The following is a 24,262-nucleotide window of genomic DNA, read 5'->3' on the forward strand; positions in this document are numbered from 1 at the left end:
GGACAGGACTTTTTGGCAATCAAGGCAGCATCACATCGATAAAACAACACCTCGCGAAGGTATGCCCCTTCGCGAGGTGTTGCAGGCATATCCTTGAGCCTGAGATATCTATTGTGAGGCAACGGGCTAACTACAAATCATCATCCAGATCTTCTGGCTCTAATTCGTCGTCGCCCTCGTCCTCATCTTCATCATTATACTCATCTAAATATGCGAAATCCGAATACTCAGTTGAGTAAGAATCTTTGCGAATCTGAATCGTGGGTGTTACGACTGGGAAAGGACGCAATCCGCCAGGATTAGCTGGCCCCTCCATTTTCGACTCATAAGCAACAGGAGCACCCTCTCGCACCAGCACTTCCTCACCCATTGCCACTGACTCGAAACCCAGGCGGCGAAGATCCATGACCATACCCGGCCAGATATCTTCGGTATCAATCGCCCACCATTCACGTCCCATATAGCGTACAGGCCGTACGCGCAAAGGTCGGTTGAGATCGCCCAGAACAGCCAACAATGATTCTCGTTTCCGTTCGGTCTTTTTCACGATGAAAACCGTCCCTTCTTTACTAAAACACTACCACAATTTTTCTACCTGCCCTGGTTTCTGCTCATTCAAAGATGCTTCTAACGATCTCTTCCTGCTCAGGCCACTGCAAACGGAAATATTGTGTACTATTTTCATACAATACCACATAATCTATACTGTATGCCAGTAAGATACGTCATTGTACACAGTAAAACAGCACAACATATAGACACACATATATATAAATATAAACACAATTGCCCTCTCTCCTATTTCATCAGGTGCGAGCAATTTCATTGACAGGAAACGGAAAAGTGTGCATACTGCATATAGTTCAGGTATAATGGCATAAAGCACATCCTTTCATCATCTCATTTTCTCAGGAGGGCATAGGCAATGAAACCACCAAAGAAAACGTTCAAAATGCTCTCAGATACGACTCTGCGCCGACTTCGCAGCACTCCAAGCTACTTCTTTCTCATGTGGCGTTGGAGTATGTGGCTCTATGCACTTGTTCTCATCGTGGGATCACGTGGAGCATATACGCAAACCGCTGCCTACCGGATCAGTGTGGTTTTCCTCTTTATTACGCTGGCTCAGACGCTTATTGTAACACTGTACGCGCCGGTCGTGCAGCTTCTTGTCCCACATATGAGCGCTCTCCCATTTACCCGACGATTACAAACACGCAAACGGCTCTCGCTGCAAACAGAAGAGGAAGATACTGGGATACTGACTCCACTTACTCACGTCCGCAATCCTTACTGGAATATAGCAATGTACGGCCTGGATGTGATTATCTGCGGCCTCGCAACCTATCTTACTGGCCCCTTCGGGCTGGCCCCAAGCTTTGGCTCATCCTCACCCTTTTATCGTTATGGCATGTCAACAGCCTTCGCAACAGCACTTGCCTACCGCTATCCAGGAGCCTTTGCAGCAGCCATAGGCTATGATCTCTTTATTCTGTTGGGCATATTTTATCCTCCATCGTTACCGCCATCTGGCCAGATCTATACGCCTAACGTGATCGATATCGCTGGCTCGCTGGTCGATACGCCAGTAGCTGCACTCTGCGCCGCATTCGTCGTTACCCTGCTGGCAAGTTTAACGCACAGCAAACGGCAACTCCAGGCAGATGTTCGCCAGCAGCGTGTCTTGCTGGATGTGGGCGATACGATTGTTCGTGAGGCCAGCGATAGGCAACGGCTCCTGCAAAAGAGTGCCGAACAGCTCTGCAAAGGCGGCCCCTTCCAACGTCTGATTGTGGCACCTATTATCAATCATTATGAAGAGGTCGATGACCAGCTCCATATGGCTCCCACCGATGCCCTGCTTGAGAACCTGATCGAAATAGATCAGTCAGAGGGTCTCCTCCCCACAAGGAGCAACGCGCCCTTAGAATACGTGATACATACGGGGGAAAGACATATAGATCTACTCCCTCCCGATACTGGTGTGGATTATGGCTACAAGATAGTCCGGCTCTACCAGCCAATCATTCGCGAAGGGCAGGTGCGCATGATCCTGGGCGTCGAAAGTCTGCGCAAGACGCCATTTGATCCCCGACAGATCAACTTTTTGACCATTGCGGGAACCCAGCTCTTAATTGCACTGGAGAATATACGTCTGACAGAACAAATGATTCAACTAGCGGCAACGGCAGAGCGGGGTCGCATTGCACGCGAGATTCACGATGGCGTCGCCCAGCTCGTCTATATGTTGAGCCTCAACGCTGAAACCTGCGCGACTCAGGCGCATCGCATTGTCGAGGCTTCGGATGAAGATGCGGAGCTGGTCGAGCCACTCGCGGCGCGCCTGGACAAATTGGTGACAATCTCTAAGCAGGCATTGTGGGAGACGCGCAACTATATGTTCTCCCTGAAACCATTGATGAGCGGACGAACCACGCTGGTACAGATGTTGACCAATCAGGTGCGAGAGTTTGAAACCATCAGCGATCTACCGGTACGCCTGGAAATAATAGGAAACGAAGAAACGATAGATGCAAATGGGCAACATGAACAAACGGCAGCTCAGGTTGGCACAGCCATTTTTCGCATCGTGCAGGAGGCGCTCACAAACGCCTACAAGCATGCCTTGGCAACTGCGATCCATATATGTCTGCACTACCAGCCGGAAAGTATAGAGGTCGAGATTCGCGATAATGGGCGAGGATTGCCGGCAACATGCGATGAGAATATCACAGAAGCAAGTGAGAAACACCCATCTCTCTATTCAGGACGTGGTATAGTGGGAATGCGCGAACGAGCAGTAGAACTAGGAGGGACGCTGGAAGTCATACCAATTCCTGATGGAGGCGTCAAAGTATGGGCAAAAATACCCGTTTGAACAACTGAGAGGCGAGGTATTGCGATGACAAAGATACGGTTAATGATTGTTGATGACCATGAAGTTGTCCGCCTGGGCATGCGAGCAGCCTTCGAGCTTGAATCAGATATCCAGATTGTTGGGGAAGCCAGCAATGGAGGGGAGGCGGTGGCCAAGATCAGCGTTCTGGACCCACAGGTCATCTTGATGGATGTGCAGATGGAAAAGATGGATGGTATCGAGGCCTGTCGAGAAATAAAAAGCCGCTATCCACACATTCAGGTCTTGATGATTACCTCCTTCACCAATGAAGAGGCAGTGATGGCCTCTATCGTAGCAGGAGCAAGCGGCTATCTGTTGAAAAACGTGAGTCGCTCCGAACTCTTGAAGGCCATCCGCCATATAGCAAGCGGTCAATCATTGCTTGACCCACAACAGGCTCAACAGGTTATGTCGCGCATGACCGCTGGCAACATATCCACACCGGGCGAAGATCTCACCGAACGAGAGCGAGAAGTGCTGGCATTAGTAGCGCGGGGCTATACCAACAAACAAATCGCCGAAGCTCTGTATGTTAGCGAAAAAACGGCGCGCAATCATGTCAGTCACATCCTGGAGAAGCTTGGCCTGTCGCGCCGCAGCGAAGCGGCTGCTTTCGCGGTTGAGCATAAACTGGTGCCTCCACAAAAACACTCTTCCGACGATCACTAGCTCACAACTAAGCGATAGAATAGATCCGCAAATGGCTATAAACAGCACTGGCAGAAAGAGCCAGAAAGCCCATAGTGCCTGCGGCAAACGCTGTATCTGTCTCTTGATCCAGAAAAACCCCATTGATGTAAAAGGAGAGAGAACTGCCATTCATCACGATTTGCAAGGTATTTTTTACGTGATATCCGCTTCTAAAGCCGTGGGGAATAGACCCCTCTTTCAAAACGGTGTTGCCAGCGGTTATGCTAGAGCAAGAGAAGCTGTAATTTCCCTGGCTGTCCACCTCAAATAGATATCCAGCATAATTCCCCACGAACGGAACCGAGGACATCCTGAAAATCACACCGCCAATTTGCCCGTTGAGGAGCGTCATATCTACCGAAATCGTAGCATCCCTGTAGGAATGGCTACTCTCCATACATGTAACGAGGGCACTTCTGGAGGTTACATGGTAGCCATCGCCCTGAAAAGTACAGCTATTGCTCTCGTTCCAATTGGCCTGGGCTGTTGCTGGAGCACCGGAGTTGTTAAGGGGATCGGTATAGAGTGCATTGCCGGTGGGAGCGGTCTGAACATCGCCAGTAGCCGTGCTGCCCGTCGGCTGCGCCAGCGCAGTTGCCTTCGCACTCTTGACCTGCTGTTCAGCGGTTGCCGTTGCTACATGTGCGGTCGCAGTGATATTGGGAGTAGGAGTCATAGTGGCTCTCGCTGTCGGTGTTGCGGCCGTATGTATCTGTACGACCGGTTGGGGAGCCTCTGGAGTGGGTGTGACAGGGCGAAGTTGGTGATGACCCAGCACAAAAAACAGTGCTGGAGCCATAACTGCTAGCAACATGACCAATGCCAGCGCAACCATAGTCATGCGACGAAGGCGTGGTGAATGTTGCATCACACCTGCTGGCTGCTGCGCAAAAGGAGCGTTAGTGGCAGGCAAGAGATGACTTTCAGTTAAGCCTGCAAGTGGCGCAGGCCGAACCGAAAGCGTAGATAGAGCAACAGGCTTCACCGCCGTTTTTGCATCGCCTGGATCGGTGCTCACAGGCTCTCTACGAGGAGTCACCTCCGAAGTGGTATTCTCTCCCGAACGAGGGGTAAGAGAAAGGCAAAACGCCTCGGCGAAGGTGGTAGCAGTAGCATAACGCAGTTCTGGCCTCTTCGCCAGCGCCTTGAGTATCACTTTTTCGGTCGGCGCGGAGATTTGAGGAACCAGGCGGCGTGGAGAAGGGGGGGGATTGTTTATATGCATGGCGATTAGCGCAATCTGGCTCTCGGCCGCAAACGGAAAGCGCCTCGTCACCATCTCGAAGAGCAGAATGCCCAGCGAATAGAGATCGCTATACGCATTGGCTTTCTGTCCCTCCTCAAACAATTCGGGAGCCACATAATCAACGGTTCCCAGCACCCCTCCCGTCGTGGTCATCGTGGCATCAGTTGCAGTGCGCGCAATCCCAAAATCTGAGAGATAGCAGCGTCCTTCGGTATCTAACAGGACATTAGAAGATTTAATATCGCGATGAATAATACCGCGTTTATGGATATAGTCGAGCGCATCAGCTATATGAGTAAGATAGTTGGAGATCTCTTGCAACGAAAGGGGAGGCTGACGACGAATGCGCCCCCGCAATGTGCCGTTTTCCATAAAAGGCATCACAATATAATACTGTGTCAACCCGTCAAGGACGCTCTCCCCAGCATCATAGATAGGCATAAGAGATGCATGCCGAAGATTAGCCATCAGCCGGGCCTCACGAATAAAGCGCCGGAGCAAATCCTCATCATCGCGCCGAAACACCTTGACCGCGACAGTGCGCTCAAAGCGCGGATCATATCCCAGATAGACATCCGCCATTCCACCCTTGCCGATTAGCTGCTTCAACTTATAGCGATCAAGGGTTCTCCCTTCAAGATCACTCATAACATCTCCACTCCCAACTACATAGAATATCCTCAACCCGAACGAGGGACACGCTATCGCGAAACATCACCCGCGCTCATAATCACTTTTTTTACTCACATAACACACTTTATCTTTATGTCGCTTCTCCTATGCCTTCTGATAGATATGTGTTGCTTCATCATAGACATAGAATGGATTGCCGCGCCGAAATGTCAGATTGCCATTGACCGAGGAGAGCCAGAGCATTACGCGAGTATTTGTCGGCAACTTCTTTACAGCATACCGCCAGTGATCGAGCGCGCCCGTACCAGTCACGCCGATCAACCACGCGCCGTCGTCGTCTACAATCGAATTGGGAGTCAGATCACTACAGGCTGCGGCCAGCGGATCGCGTTTATTATCAATCTCAAAATTGCAGCCCCGCAAAGTCTTCCCATTCAGCGATAATTGGGAATCCACATAGGGATAAGTATCAAAACCCTTTATCGCCTTACGCGGCATCTGCGCAAACGTCCAGATCCAGGAACCAGGGCGAACCGAAAGCGTTGTCTGTACCGAAAGTTTCACCGTCACCTGATCCGCAATCTGCACTGTAAAGAGGCATCCACCGGAACAATCGGCGGTCGCAGGTTCCTGGTTCGGCACATTAATTAAGGGCGTCGGCAATACCTGCTGGGGCGTGCTGGCCTCGATTTTACGGATGATCCCTCCAAAGGAGGTCAATGGATAATGTGGAGAGAGCGGCAACACCATTCCGGGCTGCAATTTATGGCAATCCTGACCAATAGCGGTATTTAAAGCCTTCACTGTCTCCGGTTTCGCATCGCTGAAGATCTGGCCTGCATCCTCCATACGCATTTGATAGGTCAGAATAGTGTTACAGGAATCGCCATCCTGCACGGTATATAAAATAGAGCCAACCTGGGGCAAAATGGCAGGAAAAGGTGGCGGCGGCGTGGGAGTAGCCGAAGGAGCAGGAGCGCTCCACGAATAGAAGAAGTGGGTCATTGACGGCAAAACGTTACTGCCCACCCGCGTCCCCACAAGAAAGGTTGGCACAACCACAATAACCAGAATAGGTACTAACAAAAGAATTTTCCAGGGCAGAGAACGTATGACTACACGAAGATTTTCTGCTGGAGTACTTCGTGGATGAAAGCGACGCGCCATAGCCGCCTCCTCCGATCTATCATATCTTTATTCAAATGTATTATATTAGCAAGCAATCAAACAAGCTACTAAAGCAACATAAAAGCATAGTCGCTAACGCAACATATCAATCATACATATTATACGAACTTGAGCAACATATCTTTATGCTCTTCACACAGCCAGAAAATGGACAACGCATCTTCTTCTATGACCGTCAACAAACTGCTTACTTCACGCCATGCCAGCTCATAATCCAGCCCCGAAATAATGCCCTGAGCCAGCGCCTCGTCAAGCTCATCAGCATCTAAGATCGTAGCCTGACCATCAGGAGAGACATCCAGATCGAGATAGAGATCTTCATACCACAACAAGCCCTGGTCATCGAGGTAGTGCCGCTTACAAATATCGATATACCAGCGCGCAATCTCCCCCTGATCATCAAAAATAGTTGTTACAGTATAATGCGAGTTGTCCGGGAAATGCTGAAGCCACAGATACCCTTTATCCGCCAGGCAGACCGGCCCATCGGCTGGTTTGATCCATAGAGGTTCACGTACCGCATCGATACAAAAGAGCGAGACATGCCCCTTAAATGCATACGTATCAAGATACATCATGGCAAAACGTTTTTGGAGAATGCGCTGCCAATCATAGCGATCTGCGCGCTTTTGCTTCATATACTACCTCGTGACACTCCGCAGAGGCTAAAGCCTCGCAACTTCTTCCTCACCTCTGTACGCGATGATCTGAGTATGTGTCGCATAGCGGCTACTCCTCGAACAATCGTAGTTGAGTAGGTAAAGATGGAGGGCACTCATCCATCCAGAACACTTCTCCCTGAGCGATGCCATGCTCGTGACGGTCTCCATGCCTTGCTGCAAGAATAGATGGTTGCTCACAACGTTGGGCATCCTGGGAGACGATCACACCTGTCGCTTTCACGACCCTGCCGGAACGTCCCCGGCGAGATTGAGGCTTTTCCTGTTTGGCTGCCTGACGATAGCGGGCAAAGAGCCGCTGCCCGATGACCAGACTCGCATTTCTATCGGCATGGCCGCGCATCTGGCAAGCGGGACACCGGACCAGGGGCGCTCCCGGCGTATAGCCTTCCTGGGGATGCCATCCCTGAGTGTACCGGATGACTTTTTCACCACAGCTGGCGCAGTCCCGGCTCGTGTTACGCGGACTGACCCGACAGGTGATGATGCGCTCATTCCACGCCTTATATTTGCTGTAGTGGAAGATGCGCCCCTTCATCCAGTACGCGCGTTTCAGGTTGCCGCGCCGACTGTACTTGCCCTTCTCTGGTTTGAGCGCCCCCAGATGTTCAAAGACGATGACGCTTGCCCCTTGCTCAAGAGCAAACTGCACAACGCGGCGGCTGATGCGATGGGCCTCATTATCATCGCGGCGGCGGATCTTCTGCCAGAGGGCCCCGTTATCCTGCTCGCCTTCAGCTATGATGCCGGTCTTACTCCGGTTGCGTGCAATGCGGCCAAGCACCATCTTCCTAAAGCCGGATATCGCATCACCACCGCCTATGAAGCAAGTGGCGAGGATCGTACCTTCGGCGTTCTGGACGCTGCACACGGCGATCTGTTCGCCGAGATTCAAATCGACGGCACAGATCTTGATGGTGGTCTGTTCTTTGACTTGCTCCTCCACTTTGGCTGGAGCGGTGAACGCTTGCTCAACAGGCGTGTGTAACCACCACTCGTTGCCATGCCAGATGAGCTGAGGGCTGCCCACTGCATACCCGGCAGGCAGATCGCGCCCACTGATGCGCACCTTGATCCACGACCAGCATACCCCGGTCCACACTTTGAGCATGACGCTATTGACGGTACGCTCGCGCCAGAGCCCTGCATAGAAAGACACAGACTTATTCCAGCTGCGTGGTGGTACGGGCGGGCGATCCGTAAACTTCTTGCCTTTTGCGTGCGCTTTCTCACGTCTGGTTCTCCAGCGCTTCAAGTTGCCGTGAAAGGATTTGGCCAAACCTAAAGCGGCATTGATGGCGGCACGGCGGAACATGGCAGGAATGTCCTCCCTGAGAGCAGAAAGGGGCATGACCGGATTGGGGTACTTCTCGGTAGCATGGGTGAGCCGCTCTAAAGCGCGTAAGGCGTCCTGGCTCCCCAGGTCTAAGATCTGCGAATGAGCCTGGATCACGTCAAAATAAAAGGCCACCACCTGATTAAAAAGCTCTTGATTGGCCGTGAAAGCAGCGGCATGCCCTGGTGCATAGTTCAAGCGCTGCTTGATCGTAATCGTGGCCTGTGCCATTGCCCCTGTATCCTCCTCACGCTGTTGTGGCTCTTGCCTAGTATAGCAAATAGCGAACAGGTTTTCAACAAGCAGGGGCCGAAGAGCAGGGCTTTCCAATTCTCCCATCTAGCGGGAGTGCAGAGGGCGGCAGCCCTCTGCCGGGGTGCGGGGTGTCCCCGCAAAAACCTTTTTTCTTCTCTTTTGCGCGCCGTCGCAGGCGGCGCGCGAAGGAGGGAAGGAAACTGGGGACACCCCAGACCCCGGCAGGGAGACCCTGCACCCCTTTGAGCGGAGAACTGGAAAGCCCTGGGCCGAAGAGCAAGGGCTGAAGTCCTGGCACACCCTTCTTTCTGCTGAGGTTGAAACCCGCCGCAAACTGTGGGTTTCCTCTTTGTCAAAGCCTTACAAACCAATAGGTTATTGCAATACACATTACAGTAATACAAGAGAGCGGCCCATCACAATCTATGAACCGCTCCCATTGACCAACAGCAGCATCAGCGTGCATTATTTTGCGCATGGATAGCGCGTAAAATGCGTTCAGGAGTCAAAGGAAGCTGCCGAATACGAATGCCCAGCGCATCCGCCACAGCATTTGCTAGAGCAGGGGCAACGCCATTGAGCGGTATCTCGGACACCTCTTTTGCTCCAAAAGGCCCGGAGGCATCGTTTGTTTCGACAAAGTATGTCTGCAATTCAGGCATGTCGGGCGCACTATAAATGTGGTAATCGCTGAGATTGGTGGTTAATAATTGCCCTTTCTGGTCGTAGAGCATCTCTTCAGAGAGGCCCATCCCCAGACCTTGCGCAACGCTCCCCTGAATCTGACCCTCAGCGATCATCGGGTTAATCGTCCGCCCAGCATCGACAGCGGTAATTGATGAGATGACGCGCAGGCTGCCAGTCTCCGTATCAATTTCGACCTCCACACCCTGCGCGGCAAAGGCAGTGGGGATCTGCGGCTGCTTCCAGGAAGCGGTGGTCATAATATGCCTGTTTTCGACATAGAGACAATGCCTGACCACCTGCTCAATAGTCAGCGTTTGTCCATTAGGGGCAAAGATCGTTCCGTTATGAATCTTCAAAGATTCGGGCAGTGCATTGAGCATGCGCCCGGCGACAACCACGATCTGGCGGCGCACCTGTTCAGCCGCCCTTTTCACGGCCCCCCCGCTCAGATAGAGCGAAGAGAGGACACCCTCACCGACCAAAGAAGGCACAATACTTGTCTCGTTCGTATGCATGAGAATGCTGGAGACGGGGACACCCAGCGACTCAGCGGCGATCTGGGCCAGCAGCGTCTTCGCATCGCCGCTACCATCAGCAATGCCTACAAAGATATCGAATGCCCCATCCTCGTTGAGCTTAATCATCGCACCACCGGTCCCGGTAGGAGCAAGCGGATTGCCATGCAGAGAAAGAGCCAGGCCAACGCCGCGTCGAAAACGTCCGTTCCCAACGCGACCACGCTTGGTATGCCAGCTCAACTTCTCCTCTACTACGCGCAGACATTCCGGCAAGCCACTACTTGCAATGCGAGGAGCGGCCTCTCTCCCCCGCTGCGAAACAGGCAACCAGGGATAAGCATCGCCAGCTTTCAACCAATTTCTCCGCCGGAACTCCAGTGGATCAAGGCGAATCCGTTTCGCAACCTCATCCATATGACATTCCAGCGCAAAGAAATCCTGAGGCACGCCATACCCCCGCAGTGAGGCAGCCGGTGGTTGATTGGTATAGAGAATTTCGGCCACATAGCTCATATTGGGCGCGGGATAGAGTGCAAGCGCTTCAGAGGCACCGCTGCTGGGTGCAAGCAGTTGATGGGTTGCATACGCGCCTGTGCTGGCGAGCAAAATCATCTGATTTGCAACAATCGTCCCATCCTGTTTCACCCCTGTCTTTAAGCGCACAACATATTGCTGACGTACACGGGTAGCGTTGAACTCTTCGGTTCGCGAATATGCCAGCATCACGGGCCGATTCGTGACGACAGTTAACAGGGCACACAGATCTTCCAGCACTACCTCTTGTTTGAGGCCAAAGCTGCCGCCTACCGCAGGTTGCACCACGCGGATCTGACGAGATGGCATATCCAGAATACGAGCCAGGGTACGATGCACATGATGCGGAACCTGCGTACTGGTCCGCACCACCAGCGAGCCATCATCATCAAAATAGGTAACAACTGTATGATTCTCCAGGGGAAGCGGTTGGATTGCGGGCACAAAATACTCGGCCTCGACGACCACATCTGCCGCTACGAACCCCTGCTCCACATCACCAACTTCGGCTCGCACACGTGCAGCGATATTCCGCGTTGCATCATAGATCCCAACGACATCAGACTCGGGATGGATGACCGATACCCCTTCCTCCAGAGCCTTGCGCGGATCGAGAACTGCTGGCAACACATCATATTCTACCTGGATCAGGTTTAGCGCCTCTTCCGCAATTTCGGGCGTTTCAGCCGCAACCACCGCCACTCGATCACCAACATAGCGCAGGACGTAATCAAGACTAAACTGATCGCGCGGTCCCTCATCGCCTTGAACATGTTCCACGCTTGAGAAAGGCGTACGGGGAACATCCTTATAGGTCAGGACCGCATGAACACCCGGCAACGCACTCGCCTCGGAAACATCAATAGAGCGAATAGTAGCATGGGCATGAGGGCTAGGCAAGACGCGAGCGAAGAGCAGGCCACGCGGCAGCACATCAGCAGTAAAGGATGGCTTCCCGGTCGTCAATCTCACTCCATCTATATTGCTGACTGGCTTGCCTACCACCTCCAACGCTGCATCCAGACGCGCTCCCTTGAAACCTGAACTGCTGGTAGTGATGACGGGTATTTTTGTCGTTGCTCCTCCCGCTGAGCCATGAGATGCTCCCATCTGCAACTTTTCCGCCATCGAGAGCGCACTCTCATCATAGCTGGATGTGGTATATTCTACCGGCTCAACACGCTCGCCACGCAACACCGCAGCAGCTCTCATGACCGCCTGCACCGGCTTCACATACCCGGTGCAACGGCAAAGGTTGCCAGAGAGGGCGTCCTTTACCTCTTCCTCAGTAGGATGAGCATTTTTCTGTAGCAGCGCATGGGCCGAGAGCAGCATACCTGACGTGCAGAAGCCACATTTGACCGCACCAACATCGATGAATGCTTGCTGTAAAGGATGTAGCTTCTGAGCCGAGCCGAGCCATTCAGTCGTCGTTATCGTACAACCGCCGGCCTGTCCTGCCAGCATCACACAGCTAGGGCGAGGCACTCCATCAACCAGCACAGTACAGGCTCCACATTCGCCGGTCTCGCAGCCTTGCTTCACGCTGCAATAGCCTTCTCGACGTAGCATTGAGAGCAAGGTCTCGTTGACGGACACCTCCATGCTTTCAACGACGCCATTGATATGTAATTCAAGTTCCATACTAGCCGACCTTTCCAGCCCCGGACGACACCATGCTACGCCAGTGAGCAACATTAATCGCTTCTTCGAGTGCATGAGCTGCCAGATGAACGCTACAGACACGACGATAGGCGCTACTCACACTGATATCAGAAGGAAAACGCATGGTAGAGAGACCTGCGCGCAGCAATGCCTGGAGCCGCTCACTATCAATCGGATGGACCACAGCATAGCCCTCCAACTGCTGCTCAATCAGCTGCACACGTACAGGCTCCATATTCACGCCACCAAACGCCAGGCGCACACGTTTATATTTTCCGTCCACGATCTCGACCATTGCAGCAACATTTAACAGAGCAACATCGGTTGGCGTCTGACTGATGCGCATAAACGATGTACCGCACCCAGGAGCGGGTTGCGGAATCGCCACCTCAACGATCAACTCCGCCGGGCGGCGTTCCAGGCTCAAGGTAGAGCAGGCCAGGCGTCGCTCCTGTTTCCCCTTAAAGACCACGCCGGAGAGCGCCAGACCGGGACGCTCGCTCGTTCCACCGCTGAGATTGACCTGCGTTCTTGAACCAGAGCGCACCACAGCTTCGGCATCGAGGGCAACCAGCGCCGTCCATAAATCAGCCTGAGAAGCAACACCAGTCGCCAGGGTACCACCAATGGTAGCACTGTTACGAATCAAGCGAGAAGGCGAAGATGCCAAAGCAGCATGAGCAAGCAAACCAGTGGCAAATTCTTTGAGCAGCGGAGCCTCGGCCATTGTCTGTAACGTCGTCATCGAGCCAATATGCAGGTAACGGGCATCATCTGAAATATAAGCCAATTCAAGGTCACGAAGATCAACGACCGCCTGAATACTATCATCTTTCAAGCCAAGTAAATAGGTTCCTCCGGCCAATGGGACCGTCTTAGTATCAAGACGCCCTAAAAGGAGGAGCGCATCATCGATATGCTCCGCCCAATGATATTCAACGAGCTTTAATAGCATGCACATTACCTTTGTAGTGGTAGCAGAGAAAACGCTTCAACATCAATTAATCCCTGATCTGTCAATTTGAGCGAAGGTATCACCGAGAGAGAAAGAAAACTGAGCGTCATGCATGGATGATCTAGCGTACAACCAAGCGCAGCGGCAGCAGTATCAAGCGCATGCAGTTGTTGTACCAGTTCCGCAGCAGGTAGAGGGGAAACCAGCCCCCCTAAAGGTAGGGGAACACAGGCTTGAACGACCCCGTCAACGACACAGGCAAATCCTCCACCAATCTCTTCCAGGACACGGGCAGCATGGAGAATATCACTATCACTCACACCAGCAATGACAATATTATGGGCATCATGGGCAACACTGGAAGCAATAGCGCCTTTGCGCAGGCCAAAGCCCTTCACCAGTCCCAGACCAACGCGACCGCTGGCATGGTGACGTTCGATAACGACCAGTTTGAGCAGGTCGCGCTCGGGATCGGCAACAATTTTCCCATCGCGCAACGGAGCTACCTCACGCAAATGTTTTGTCGTAATCTGTCCCGGCTCAATACCAATGACTTCAACCAATCCAGGCTTGCCAGCTATCTCCAGATTGGCTTCAGAGATATCGCCAGGATGGATCGTGCCAGTAGCATAGCCGATTTCAGCAGATGGGAGATCAACCAGCAAAGCGTCTTCACGAGCAACTAATATCCCATCTTTATAGACAGACTCGACATGAAATGTCTGTAGATCATCTAAAACCACTAGATCAGCAACAAAGCCAGGGGCGATGGCTCCTCGATCATAGAGATGGAAATACTGAGCAGTATTATAAGAAGCCAGCCGAATAGCCTCAATCGGGTCCAGCCCCAATTCAATGGCCCGCCTCACCATTGAATCGATATGACCACGCGTGGTTAAATCCTGCGGGTCGCGGTCATCGGTGACAAAGAAGACGCGAGGAGGGTGCAGTTCCTTCACCAGGGGGAGCAACGTATCCAGGTTGCGGGCCGCTGATCCCTCACGAATCATCAGCCACATGCCCAGACGAATGCGCTGTCGGGCCTCCTCCAACGTCGTACATTCGTGATCGGACATGACCCCGGCAGCCGCATACGCCGATAAATCGTGTCCGCTCAATCCGGGCGCATGACCATCGACCACCAGCCCTTTCTGGCGCGTGGCAATAATTTTCGCCAGAACTTGTTGATCTCCATGCAACACCCCTGGCATATTCATCATTTCGGCCAGGCCCAACACGCGTTGCTCCTCCAGCAAAGGCAAAAGATCGTCAACGGTGAGTTCCTGATGTGGGCTTTCATATGAGGAGGCAGGAACACAGGATGAAAGGGTCACAAAGGTAGAAAGGGGTAGCCCTTGTCCGCTGGCAAGGACATAGCGAATTCCCTCTATACCCATAACATTCGCAAATTCGTGTGGATCGAGCATCACCGCCGTCACACCACGTGGAACGACAAGGCGCGCGAATTCAGGAAGCACCAGCATAGTGCTTTCAATATGCATATGACCATCGATAAGACCAGGGGACAACCAGCGCCCCTGCAAATCGCGCTCTTCTCGTCCCTGATAACTCTGATCAGGAGTAGAAACACCGGCAATTACGCCATCAACAATAGCAACATCGGCACGATAACATTCGCCGCTGCATACATTTACAATCGTCGCGTTACGCAAAACAAGATCAGCCACCTGCTCGCCGCGCGCAACTTGAATCCGACGCCACAAATCATCCATCATTTCCCGCTCCTCTCTGTCTCAAAAAACAACACCTGATCCTGGTTATAAATAGCGAACTTAGTAGGAGATTCTAGCACATAAGAGGGGTTTTCTTACAATTCTTTGGATGAGAATACCCATAATGGTTATCCCAACTGTCTCACCCTGCATATCGTATAGTATTTGTAAGCTGTTTGCAGACGTTCTTTTCAAGAGAAAGGTATAAACATGAACAATCCCACAACAATTTTGCTCAAAGTCGTGGCGCTGGCAGGAGGCGCAGTTGTAGGAGCACTGCTCTCGCGCTGGGTTGACGAGCTGATCTCAAAGCAAGCACAATCACAATCAGAATATGATAAAGCGCGCTATGCACAGGGACTTGGCCCTATCACACCACAATCATCAGCCAAAGAGCAATCAGAATAAGAGGGGAAAATGAGACCAGCCATTACTCATCAACGGAACTGAACAGGTGTAGTTCTTTATTTCTCTGTCTCCTGTTCAGCTCCATTGATGAAAAGTGGTCTCTCATTATGTCCTGGCACCACTCAAGTAGCTGATACTATCCACTTGCTGCCCCCAGGTTCATACAGTTTCACTCTATGACGTAGTAATAAAATGCGCAAAGAAGCGCGAATCTCTTCCATGCTTAACTGTGTCGCTGCGATCAGCTCTGCCACGCTCTTCTGTCCATCGATAGCAGCGTAGACCTCGCGAACCTGCCTGTTCGGTAGTTCGATAGGCTCATGCTGAAAATTCCCCGCTTTCGTTTCTCTCCTCTCCTGAACATATCTTGGAATAAGATCGCGGAGAGAGAGGTGCCGCTGTGGAACCAATGCATCTTCCATCTCCAGCGGTTCGGTATTCCCAGTTGTATACAGCAATCCTTGCTTTTTCGCCATCATCAGCGCTCGCTCTAGAATATGCCCGATCCCAAGCAGTAAACGTTGCGAAGGTGGATGTTCCAAAAAGAGCAGAACACCCAGCACGAGAGGAGTCGCAATTTTTCGCGCGGACACGTCCTTCTTTGGAGGAGGCAGCAAAGCAGTACTCTTTAAGAGATAACTTGAGCAATAATTCAGACCATAGCGCCCCAACAGGTTTGACTGATAGGGAGTGAATAAGTCAGCAACAGATTTTAGCCAGAAACCCCGGCGTTCGTGTTGTATATCCTCAACAATCATACGCACAGCATCATTATTCACCAGCCGTTCAGGAACTGTATCGCCCAGCGTCACAAGCGCCCGCAAATACAGCGAGGAACTGCCACTGCTACTTACCTGCTTCGTCCAGAACTCGACTACTTCTACATCGAGATGTTGTGCAATTATCCGCGCCAACCAGAAGAAAATGTCATCAACATGATGTGCCGAAACTACACAGTGCGATAATTCCGTCATAATAGCGACCAACTCTTGATTACTGATAGTTGGCTGCACCTGACCCGCAAAAGAACCTTCATTACTCACCACAACCCTCCTTCAGAGGTTCATACTTGCATCTTCGCAAAGACATTATCCAATACCTGATAACATCGCTTCTATTCCACACTCTATACTATACCTGCTTCTCAAACTGGAATGTATTAACGAAGCATTAAATTTATCATCTTATCGTTAAAAATGCATTTTTATTCATATACACAAGATATAGCAAAGAAGAACATGTGTTTGGCTACTCATACCGTAATACTTCGAGAGGACGGACAGAGGCAGCTTCCCAGGCAACCAACAATGCGACCGTCATCGTTACAAGTGAGGTTGCAATAACCATTATGCCCAGCAGCAGGGGATCTACTCTTACAGTAATGTGAAAAACAAACTGGCCTAACAGCGTAATCGCGCCAGCCACTAGCGACATAGAGACCAGGGCGCTTAACAAACCAATCAAAACATTCTCAATCAAAACAGTAGCCAGAACACTTCTACTTGTATAACCAAGCGCCTTCAAAATGCCGATTTCTCGTCTCCGTTCGAGCATCGCCAGAGCAACTGCATCAGCGATAATGATGAGTCCAGCCATCATTGCCAGAGAAGCAATTGTCGTCAGCATTACAACCAGCTTATCCAAAACCTGATTGACAATCGCATCGATATCAACAACGCTGATAATAAAAGCAGTTGGCACAGCTTTACTCAACTGCTGTTTAAATACTGGCAATTGATCGGGATCAACTTTTAGCGAGAAGACCTCTAGAGTCGCTGCCCTACCCAACTGGGACGCAACGTTTTCATCGGCCAGAATAGCCGCAAAGTTAGGATTCCCGGTAGGATCTGTATCATCATAGAAACCAACCACAGTGAGAGGCAACGTCACCGCACCATCCGAACTCTGCACAACAATCGTATCTCCCAATTGCAAGCCAATTGGAGCTGCCTGTAACTTGCCACTGACGATCACATTGCGGGTGCCCGCATCCGTATTGCGCAGATTGCGCCCCGTTTTCAGCACAATCGTCGGGATATTGCTTCCTCCCAGGGCGAGGTCAAAGCCCTGCATCGTATTCAAACTGCCAACCACATCTTCTTTTCCTGGCCTGCTCTTACTGCTCAAATGTCGCAAGAGGGTATTCACATCCTGCTTGCCCACAAACAGCGGATACAATTGACGCACAAGTGGGCTAACCACCGTTTTTGAGCCGTCGAGACCTTTTAGTGATGGCAGTTGTGCAACAACTTCCTCCTTGTGTGTTGGCGCGACAACCACAAACACATTGCGGGTAAATAATGTCCCAAGCGTTGCCGTAATCGTATCTTTAATACCCTGACCAAGCAGCAATACAAGGCCAATGGCAAAAACACCAACGAAAAGCGCCGTTAAAGTGGCCGCGGTCCGTATCCACTGTCGTCCGATGTTGCGATAGGCAAGGACAATGGGAGTTTTCCAGACTCGCGGGAGAAACATCACAATGCAATTTAGCAGCGTTGCCAGCAAGAAAACAAAAGAGCAACCAAGCAGCACAATGCCAGCACCGCCCAGAAGGGCTAGTAAATAAGTCCCGATAGCAGCATTACCAAAATGGAGAGCAAAAACACGCGCAGATTGTCCAAAAAAGCTCAGCAGCAGGAAGAGAAGGCCGGCAAGCATAACAGCACCAACAGCTGCCAGAACCCACAAGAACGGGCGCGCTCCCGAATGTTCATAGACGGGAAGGTGAGAGATCGCCAGTACCAGCAATCCAAGCGCAAACGCCAGCACGAGTAGCGCGCCAGCGCCTCCATATACAACGAGCAGAGCAGTTACCACATCACCCAGGATAGAGGTTGCCAGGATAACAAACAGGAAAGAAAGCAGGAGCAACAAGAGCAACATGGTCAGGCGAGAAGTCACTCTGATTGACTCACCACCTCCACGTAAGATGCTTAAAGGGCGAATCTGCGCGGCCTGAACAATAGGCAAGATGCCAAAGATGAGTGCCGTAGCAACCCCAATGCCGAAGCCAGAGAGAACGGTTCCAACATCGAGGACAACGGGAAGCTGTAAAGAAAAAGCATATTCAACGACCGAAGTGACCAGATAGCTTGCCCCAATACCAGCAACAGCACCGATACTCCCACCGAGCAGGCCCAGGAGCGCGGCCTCCACGCCAAACAACCCGTAGAGATCGAAACGACGATAACCAACAGCCTTTAGCATCGCAATTTCCAGTTGACGCCGCCGTAATAGCACCTGCATAGTATTCACAATCCCAATTCCACCGATAAAGAGAGCCAGCAAACCAACAATGCGCAAGAAAAGCTGGATTTGTTGCACCTGCTGCTGCCTTTGTTGCAATAAATCCTGGGCCGTAATTACACGCACAGAGGGGAACGTCTGGCTAATCTCCGCTTTCACCTGATTAAGATGCAAGGATGAAGTTGTGATATAGACGGTGCTATATTGGGAGGGCCGTTGTAAGCCATCTGGCTCCTGAACAGTTGCCAGCGCCTCCTGAGCGATAATCATCTGCGGCTCACGAAAAGCTCCTTCCTCCTCAAACTCCGCAGCGATCACGACAGGTATCACACGTCCATCAAATGTTTTTATATGATATGTACGACCGATCTGTGCATCAAGCTCCTGAAAGACATGTGAACTGACCGCGACATGATTCCCCAATAGTACCTGCTGTAACGTTCTATTACCCGAAGGCACAAGAAATTTGGGCTGACCGAGGAGAGGAAAATTATGCGAAACCGCAAGAAAGTTGAAGGTTACGGCCTTTCCTGATGGTACAGTAGTACTCCCTCCTGCATCGTAGAGCGTCGCATAATCAACAATCAAATCTTTTTGTCGCAACTGATCAAAAAAAGCCAGATCACGCTGGCGGAAAGGAGTAATGCTCGCATTCAAGCGAATATCACTACCATTTGCAGCGGCAATATTGCTAAGCAGGGCGCGATCTACACTGAGTCCAACCAGTTGTAGAGCAACAATCGCCATGACGCCAACAGCTACACAAAAAATCGCCAGAATGGTACGTTGACCACCACGAGAAAGCGAACGAGTTGCATACATCCAGTAAAAACGCGGTTTCATTGATTACATCCTTTTGTGCAGAACTCACGGCGATGATAGGGGAAATAGCTACCTTATAGTACTATATTGCATACGCATAGGCAAACCGGAACTGGTTACTATCATTGTTCAGAATCGTTAGTAAAGAGGTGCAGGGACAAAAATAGATAGATGCAACATTGCTGTATACCTAGATACAGCAATCAGCTATCATTATTAAATCGTTTTTCTAATATCTAGATATGTTATTATTTATCTTTTTTTAAATCAAAGCCAAATAAATATGGATAATATATTTCATTATCTTCTCATTTCTTTCTAATGAACATGTTTTACATTATTCAATAAATATGGGGGAGGTGGTAGAAGTGGCTATAGTCTTTTTGAGGGTTGCTTGCATGCTCATTATATTTAAGAGTGCAAGATAGTAAAATAAGAAAAGGGAAACAGGAGTCTCATGCATGGGAACTGAGAACAAGCAGCTAAATCGTAAAAAGGTAGTGGGGCTGGTTCTCTGCGTAGTATTGGTGATCATACTCGCGGGATTTGTACAAACCCTTTTAGCTTCAGCCTCCAGTACCGACAAGACAATGCTTACCCCAACGCCGGGGAAGCTCTCATCTGCGGCACTTACAGCCACAGCAGGGACAACACCGACCGCCTCTACAAAGGCAAGAATCGCAACGGCAACCGTAAATCCGAACGCCACACCAACGCCTGCATCAAAAGTAATGCCTACGGTCGCACCGGCAGCTCCAATGACAGGTGGAGGTTCGACAATGTTGCTGGGTACCAATCTTAATATCCAGGATAGCAGCGATCAGGTACTTACGTCGTCAGCAACCCGAACAGCATTGCAAAAAATGCATGTTGGTCTATTTCGTATTCCAACGCGCGATGGGCAATCAGATTCTATCGTCACCCAGGCCGCCCAGATCACGAAAAGTATGGGCGCGGCTCCGCTGGTTATCCTGCAAGGTGATAAGGCAACATCAGACGCTCTAGACAACGATACACGCATCATAAAAATTATGAATAGTATTTTTGGCAGCGGCGTCGTTTACTATGAATACGGCAATGAGCAGGATTTCTTTTACAAACTTCAACCAAAGGATTATACGGATTCCTGGAACCGCCTGATCCCACAACTGAAAAAGCTGGCTCTCAATGGGCGCTTCATTGGCCCTGTAAACTATCAATATAATGGCAGCTATCTCCAATATTTTCTGCAAAATGCTCAGCCACGCCCTGATGCAGTCAGCTGGCACGAATATACTTGCGCCTCTGACTGGACCAATGATATCTGTATGTCCCATCTGGATAACTGGACCGTTCACTTCAACAATGCACGTGGTATCATGAATTCAACTATTGGCACATCTCTCCCTATCATGATTACCGAATGGAACTATACGGCGAATCCAATTTCCGGCGATGGGAAGAGCGACAATGATACCTTTATGAGTGCCTGGACAACCAAAGCCCTACAGACATTTGCCGCTAATGGCATCTTTGCTGCCGCCCAATATTCCTGCACCGAATATGCCGCGCCACTGGTAGACAGCGATGGGACTATGACGGCGCAAGGACTCGCGTTTCAGAAATATGGTGGTGGTTGATATTGCTTCACCAGTAGCAATAACTATCATTCAATAATAGATACCAGCATGAATAAGCCCCTTCTGAGCTAAGCAATACAGGCTCGGAAGGGGATTTTGTTTATCAAAAGAAGCCATTGTAAATCTCAACAACTTCAACGTTTATTTCAGTGGAAAGATCAGAACCAATATACATTTCAGCCCATAAATACATACATTGACCTATATCACAAAAACACGAATCCAGAAAAATATCCAGTTTATTCAATGAAAGCGTCATTGACCAAACAAACACAAAAAATTTCCCCTTTACATCTTTATACATTCATCTGACGCTGTCAGCACGGAGTATACATATATGCAGATGTTCAATGAAAACGATACACAAAAACGTTTTTTCGTCTTAGCAAGCATTATCGGACTGGTGGGTATCCTGGTAGGTTCTGGGCTGCTCTCGCTTGCATTCACCACCACTTCTCAGAATCAAACTGCTCTGCTAGCACGCACCGCCTCAAACTCAACGCTCTCTCTCGCTTCTATATCGATAAATACAAATATACAGGGCATGACGCTGGCAACGCAACAGCAAAAAGCATCGCCCTTGCTCTGGGGCACCAATTTCAGTTTGCAGGATGACCATGATCAGGTGCTAACTTCTGACAAGACACGCAAGCTGCTCCAGCAAATGCACATGCGCATGGTGCGCATTCCCACACGCAATCAAATGGACGATAAACTCATCCAACAGGCAGCACAGATCGTCAAAAATATGAATGCGGCACCCCTCATCATACTTCAGGGGGATCAATCGAGTTCGAGCGCCTTAGCGAACGATCTCCGCATTATCAAAATGATGAATAACATCTTCGGCAAAAATACCGTCTATTATGAATATGGCAACGAGGAGGACTTCTTCCTAAAGCTTTCAGCAGACAAATATACCGCCTCCTGGAACCGCCTGATCCCACAGTTGAAGAGAGCAACCATCAATGGGCACTTTATTGGACCAGTCAACTATCAATACAATCCTGCCTATCTCCAGTACTTCTTGCAACACGCGCAACCACTTCCAGATGAGGTTAGCTGGCACGAGTACACCTGCGGCTCAAACTGGGCAAACGACATCTGCATTTCCCATATCGATAACTGGACGACACATATCGCCAAATCGCGCGATGCCATGCGTGCTGCAATTGGTAAAACGCTGCCGATCATGATCTCTGAATGGAACTACACCGCCAATCCGACGCCCAACGATGGCAAGAGCAACGATTCCGCGTTCATGACGACCTGGACAACCAAAGCATTGCAAACGCTCGCCGCCAACAACATTTTTGCTGCCATGCAATATTCCTGCACCAACTACGCGATTCCCCTGGTGGACAGCCACAACGCTATGACCACTCAGGGAACCGTCTTTCAAAACCAGTATCAGAACATCGTTGGGAACTGAACAATCGTAGAGGACGAAAAGCAAAAACGAGCCAGGCTTTCACGCAGAATGTCTGGCTCGTTGGCAGTTGCAACAAAGCTAGGAAGGATCGCCAAAGATCGTATAGTGCCAATCCTTGCGAGCCTCGCCACCAAGCTCGATCATCACGTGTTTGATCTGCGTATACTCTTCAAAGGAATAAAGGGACATATCTTTGCCAATGCCACTCTCTTTGTACCCACCATGTGGCATCTCAGGGGTGAGCGGGAGATGATCATTGACCCAGACCGTCCCGAAGCGCAACGTGCTGCTGGCTCGCATCGCTTTATAGATGTCACGCGTCCAAACGGAGGCAGCAAGTCCATAGACCACGCCATTTGCGCGTTGCAATACCTCCTCTTCAGTCTTGAAACGAGAGACAACCACCACAGGGCCAAAGACCTCGCTCTGTACAATTTCCGCCTCGTGGCGATCCTCAGCAATGACCGTTGGCTCAAAGAAAAAGCCTTGCTCGAAACCAGAGATCGTGGCGCGTTTGCCACCTATGAGAATATTAGCCCCAGCACGCAGCGCCCGTTCGACATAGCCCTCGACGCGCTCGCGTTGCCGTGCTGAGATCAGCGGCCCCATATCGGTACTCTCGCTTGAAGGATCGCCGAATCGAATCTGTTTGACCTTGCTCAAGAACGAATCCATGAAGGTATCATAGATTTGATCTTGCACGTAGACGCGCGTTGCCGCCGTACAATCCTGCCCACAGTTGACATAACCGCCAACCACAGCGCCGTTCGCAGCTGCCTCAATATCCGCATCGTCATAGACGATAAAGGGAGCTTTTCCGCCCAGTTCGAGATGAACACGCTTGATAGTATCGGCAGCCGCGCGCATAACGTATTTACCGCTACTGGTACTGCCAGTAATAGAGACCATCGCCACATCTTTATGGCTGGCAAGGCTAGGCGCGACATCGGGACCATCAGCCACGATGTTGAGGACGCCAGCAGGGATACCAGCCTCAAGCGCCAGCTCGCCCAGCTTGAGGGCGGTCAGAGGGGTTTCGGGAGAAGGTTTAAAGACAACGGTGTTACCAGCCGCCAGCGCGGGTCCGATCTTCCAGGCCAACATCATAAAAGGATAGTTCCAGGGAGCAACCGAGGCCACGACCCCCACCGGTTCGCGGCGAATAATGCTGGTATGCCCACCAGAATATTCACTGGCAGCAGTTCCAGGCAGGTGGCGAGCCGCACCTGCAAAGAAATGCAGATTATCAGCGGCAAAGGGAATATCGCTATCTCGTGCCAGTTTGATCGGCTTGCCAGTATCCTGCGATTCCAGCGTTGCCAGTTCTCCCGCATGCTGCTCAACCAGGGAGGCCAGCTTCTCCAAAATAGCGGCCCGTGTCCCATGCGTCAGCCCAGACCAGCGCCCATCCTCAAAAGCGGCACCGGCTGCGGCCACCGCACGGTTCACGTCGTCCAAAGTACTGACGGGCACCTGAGCGATGACTCCACCTGTTGCTGGATTGATATCATCAGCAGTTTTGCCCGTACTGCTTCCAACCAGCTCACCATCAATGAGCAATTTGTATTCGGCCATACAGATCTCCCCTTTCACGTGACAAAAATAACGTTCTTTTTCGTGCCAATCATTACGATATTCTTCGACATTCGCACAATTTTTCGCTAATCAGTACGAAATCATCGCCAAAGGAGTCTCTCTATCGACATTCTATCA

Annotated in this window: 16 protein-coding genes; 5 read left to right on the plus strand and 11 right to left on the minus strand. The window is 50.8% G+C overall.

Annotated elements, in window-relative coordinates; translation table 11 throughout:
• Window positions 1-130 precede the first annotated feature (130 nt).
• Entirely contained in the window at window positions 131-547 is a 417-nt protein-coding gene (locus tag K3T83_RS09225) for a hypothetical protein (protein WP_220202674.1), read from the minus strand.
• A gap of 378 nt (window positions 548-925) precedes the next feature.
• Here K3T83_RS09225 and K3T83_RS09230 point away from each other — a divergent pair, with 378 nt between their 5' ends.
• Window positions 926-2,878: a GAF domain-containing sensor histidine kinase gene (locus K3T83_RS09230; protein ID WP_220202675.1), complete on the plus strand. Its 1,953-nt coding sequence runs from the start codon at window positions 926-928 to the stop codon at window positions 2,876-2,878.
• A gap of 24 nt (window positions 2,879-2,902) precedes the next feature.
• Window positions 2,903-3,568, plus strand: coding sequence for a response regulator (locus K3T83_RS09235; protein WP_220202676.1), 666 nt, complete (start codon window positions 2,903-2,905; stop codon window positions 3,566-3,568).
• Window positions 3,569-3,575: 7 nt separating this feature from the next.
• On the opposite strand, the gene K3T83_RS09240 is transcribed toward K3T83_RS09235, so the two are convergent.
• The 7 genes from K3T83_RS09240 to ade all read right to left on the minus strand — a co-directional run bounded on the left by K3T83_RS09240 (window position 3,576) and on the right by ade (window position 15,022).
• On the minus strand, window positions 3,576-5,483 hold the full coding sequence (locus K3T83_RS09240) for a serine/threonine-protein kinase (protein WP_220202677.1): 1,908 nt from the start codon (window positions 5,481-5,483) through the stop codon (window positions 3,576-3,578).
• Between the two features lie 129 nt (window positions 5,484-5,612).
• Complete coding sequence (locus K3T83_RS09245) at window positions 5,613-6,635, minus strand: hypothetical protein (RefSeq protein WP_220202678.1); 1,023 nt, start codon at window positions 6,633-6,635, stop codon at window positions 5,613-5,615.
• A 119-nt stretch (window positions 6,636-6,754) separates the two neighbouring features.
• Complete coding sequence (locus tag K3T83_RS09250; RefSeq protein WP_220202679.1) at window positions 6,755-7,294, minus strand: ribonuclease FAU-1 family protein; 540 nt, start codon at window positions 7,292-7,294, stop codon at window positions 6,755-6,757.
• 91 nt (window positions 7,295-7,385) lie between these two features.
• Complete coding sequence (locus K3T83_RS09255) at window positions 7,386-8,903, minus strand: zinc ribbon domain-containing protein (RefSeq protein ID WP_220202680.1); 1,518 nt, start codon at window positions 8,901-8,903, stop codon at window positions 7,386-7,388.
• Between the two features lie 479 nt (window positions 8,904-9,382).
• Window positions 9,383-12,310 carry a molybdopterin-dependent oxidoreductase gene (locus tag K3T83_RS09260; RefSeq protein ID WP_220202681.1) on the minus strand — a complete coding sequence of 976 codons (2,928 nt, stop codon included), beginning with the start codon at window positions 12,308-12,310 and terminating at the stop codon, window positions 9,383-9,385.
• 1 nt (window position 12,311) lies between these two features.
• A complete protein-coding gene (locus K3T83_RS09265) occupies window positions 12,312-13,286 on the minus strand; it encodes an FAD binding domain-containing protein (RefSeq protein ID WP_220202682.1) in 975 nt (324 codons plus the stop codon).
• Window positions 13,287-13,291: 5 nt separating this feature from the next.
• Window positions 13,292-15,022, minus strand: a complete 1,731-nt coding sequence (gene ade, locus K3T83_RS09270; RefSeq protein WP_220202683.1) for an adenine deaminase — start codon at window positions 15,020-15,022, stop codon at window positions 13,292-13,294.
• A 207-nt stretch (window positions 15,023-15,229) separates the two neighbouring features.
• On the opposite strand from ade, the gene K3T83_RS09275 reads away from it, so the two are divergent.
• Window positions 15,230-15,427 (plus strand): hypothetical protein, encoded by a 198-nt coding sequence (locus tag K3T83_RS09275; RefSeq protein WP_220202684.1) that lies wholly within the window; start codon window positions 15,230-15,232, stop codon window positions 15,425-15,427.
• A gap of 122 nt (window positions 15,428-15,549) precedes the next feature.
• On the opposite strand, the gene K3T83_RS09280 is transcribed toward K3T83_RS09275, so the two are convergent.
• Together K3T83_RS09280 and K3T83_RS09285 are read right to left on the minus strand one after the other, a co-directional pair.
• Window positions 15,550-16,470, minus strand: coding sequence for a hypothetical protein (locus K3T83_RS09280; protein WP_220202685.1), 921 nt, complete (start codon window positions 16,468-16,470; stop codon window positions 15,550-15,552).
• 205 nt (window positions 16,471-16,675) lie between these two features.
• On the minus strand, window positions 16,676-19,519 hold the full coding sequence (locus K3T83_RS09285; protein ID WP_220202686.1) for an ABC transporter permease: 2,844 nt from the start codon (window positions 19,517-19,519) through the stop codon (window positions 16,676-16,678).
• Between the two features lie 440 nt (window positions 19,520-19,959).
• On the opposite strand from K3T83_RS09285, the gene K3T83_RS09290 reads away from it, so the two are divergent.
• A complete protein-coding gene (locus K3T83_RS09290) occupies window positions 19,960-21,117 on the plus strand; it encodes a hypothetical protein (protein ID WP_220202687.1) in 1,158 nt (385 codons plus the stop codon).
• Window positions 21,118-21,454: 337 nt separating this feature from the next.
• The gene (locus tag K3T83_RS09295) at window positions 21,455-22,549 is read left to right on the plus strand and encodes a hypothetical protein (RefSeq protein ID WP_220202688.1); all 1,095 of its coding nucleotides are present in this window, start codon (window positions 21,455-21,457) and stop codon (window positions 22,547-22,549) included.
• A gap of 78 nt (window positions 22,550-22,627) precedes the next feature.
• Here K3T83_RS09295 and K3T83_RS09300 read toward each other — a convergent pair whose 3' ends face one another.
• A complete protein-coding gene (locus K3T83_RS09300; RefSeq protein WP_220202689.1) occupies window positions 22,628-24,124 on the minus strand; it encodes a gamma-aminobutyraldehyde dehydrogenase in 1,497 nt (498 codons plus the stop codon).
• Window positions 24,125-24,262 lie beyond the last annotated feature (138 nt).

It is taken from the genome of Reticulibacter mediterranei (assembly GCF_016587455.1).

Bases quoted from the DNA above. Each gene is read 5' to 3' on its own strand.
- K3T83_RS09230 (WP_220202675.1), top strand. From the start codon at position 926: ATGAAACCACCAAAGAAAACGTTCAAAATGCTCTCAGATACGACTCTG.
- K3T83_RS09235 (WP_220202676.1), top strand. From the start codon at position 2,903: ATGACAAAGATACGGTTAATGATTGTTGATGACCATGAAGTTGTCCGC.
- K3T83_RS09240 (WP_220202677.1), bottom strand. From the start codon at position 5,483: ATGAGTGATCTTGAAGGGAGAACCCTTGATCGCTATAAGTTGAAGCAG.
- K3T83_RS09245 (WP_220202678.1), bottom strand. From the start codon at position 6,635: ATGGCGCGTCGCTTTCATCCACGAAGTACTCCAGCAGAAAATCTTCGT.
- K3T83_RS09250 (WP_220202679.1), bottom strand. From the start codon at position 7,294: ATGAAGCAAAAGCGCGCAGATCGCTATGATTGGCAGCGCATTCTCCAA.
- K3T83_RS09255 (WP_220202680.1), bottom strand. From the start codon at position 8,903: ATGGCACAGGCCACGATTACGATCAAGCAGCGCTTGAACTATGCACCA.
- K3T83_RS09260 (WP_220202681.1), bottom strand. From the start codon at position 12,310: ATGGAACTTGAATTACATATCAATGGCGTCGTTGAAAGCATGGAGGTG.
- K3T83_RS09265 (WP_220202682.1), bottom strand. From the start codon at position 13,286: ATGCTATTAAAGCTCGTTGAATATCATTGGGCGGAGCATATCGATGAT.
- ade (WP_220202683.1), bottom strand. From the start codon at position 15,022: ATGATGGATGATTTGTGGCGTCGGATTCAAGTTGCGCGCGGCGAGCAG.
- K3T83_RS09275 (WP_220202684.1), top strand. From the start codon at position 15,230: ATGAACAATCCCACAACAATTTTGCTCAAAGTCGTGGCGCTGGCAGGA.
- K3T83_RS09285 (WP_220202686.1), bottom strand. From the start codon at position 19,519: ATGAAACCGCGTTTTTACTGGATGTATGCAACTCGTTCGCTTTCTCGT.
- K3T83_RS09290 (WP_220202687.1), top strand. From the start codon at position 19,960: ATGGGAACTGAGAACAAGCAGCTAAATCGTAAAAAGGTAGTGGGGCTG.
- K3T83_RS09295 (WP_220202688.1), top strand. From the start codon at position 21,455: ATGCAGATGTTCAATGAAAACGATACACAAAAACGTTTTTTCGTCTTA.
- K3T83_RS09300 (WP_220202689.1), bottom strand. From the start codon at position 24,124: ATGGCCGAATACAAATTGCTCATTGATGGTGAGCTGGTTGGAAGCAGT.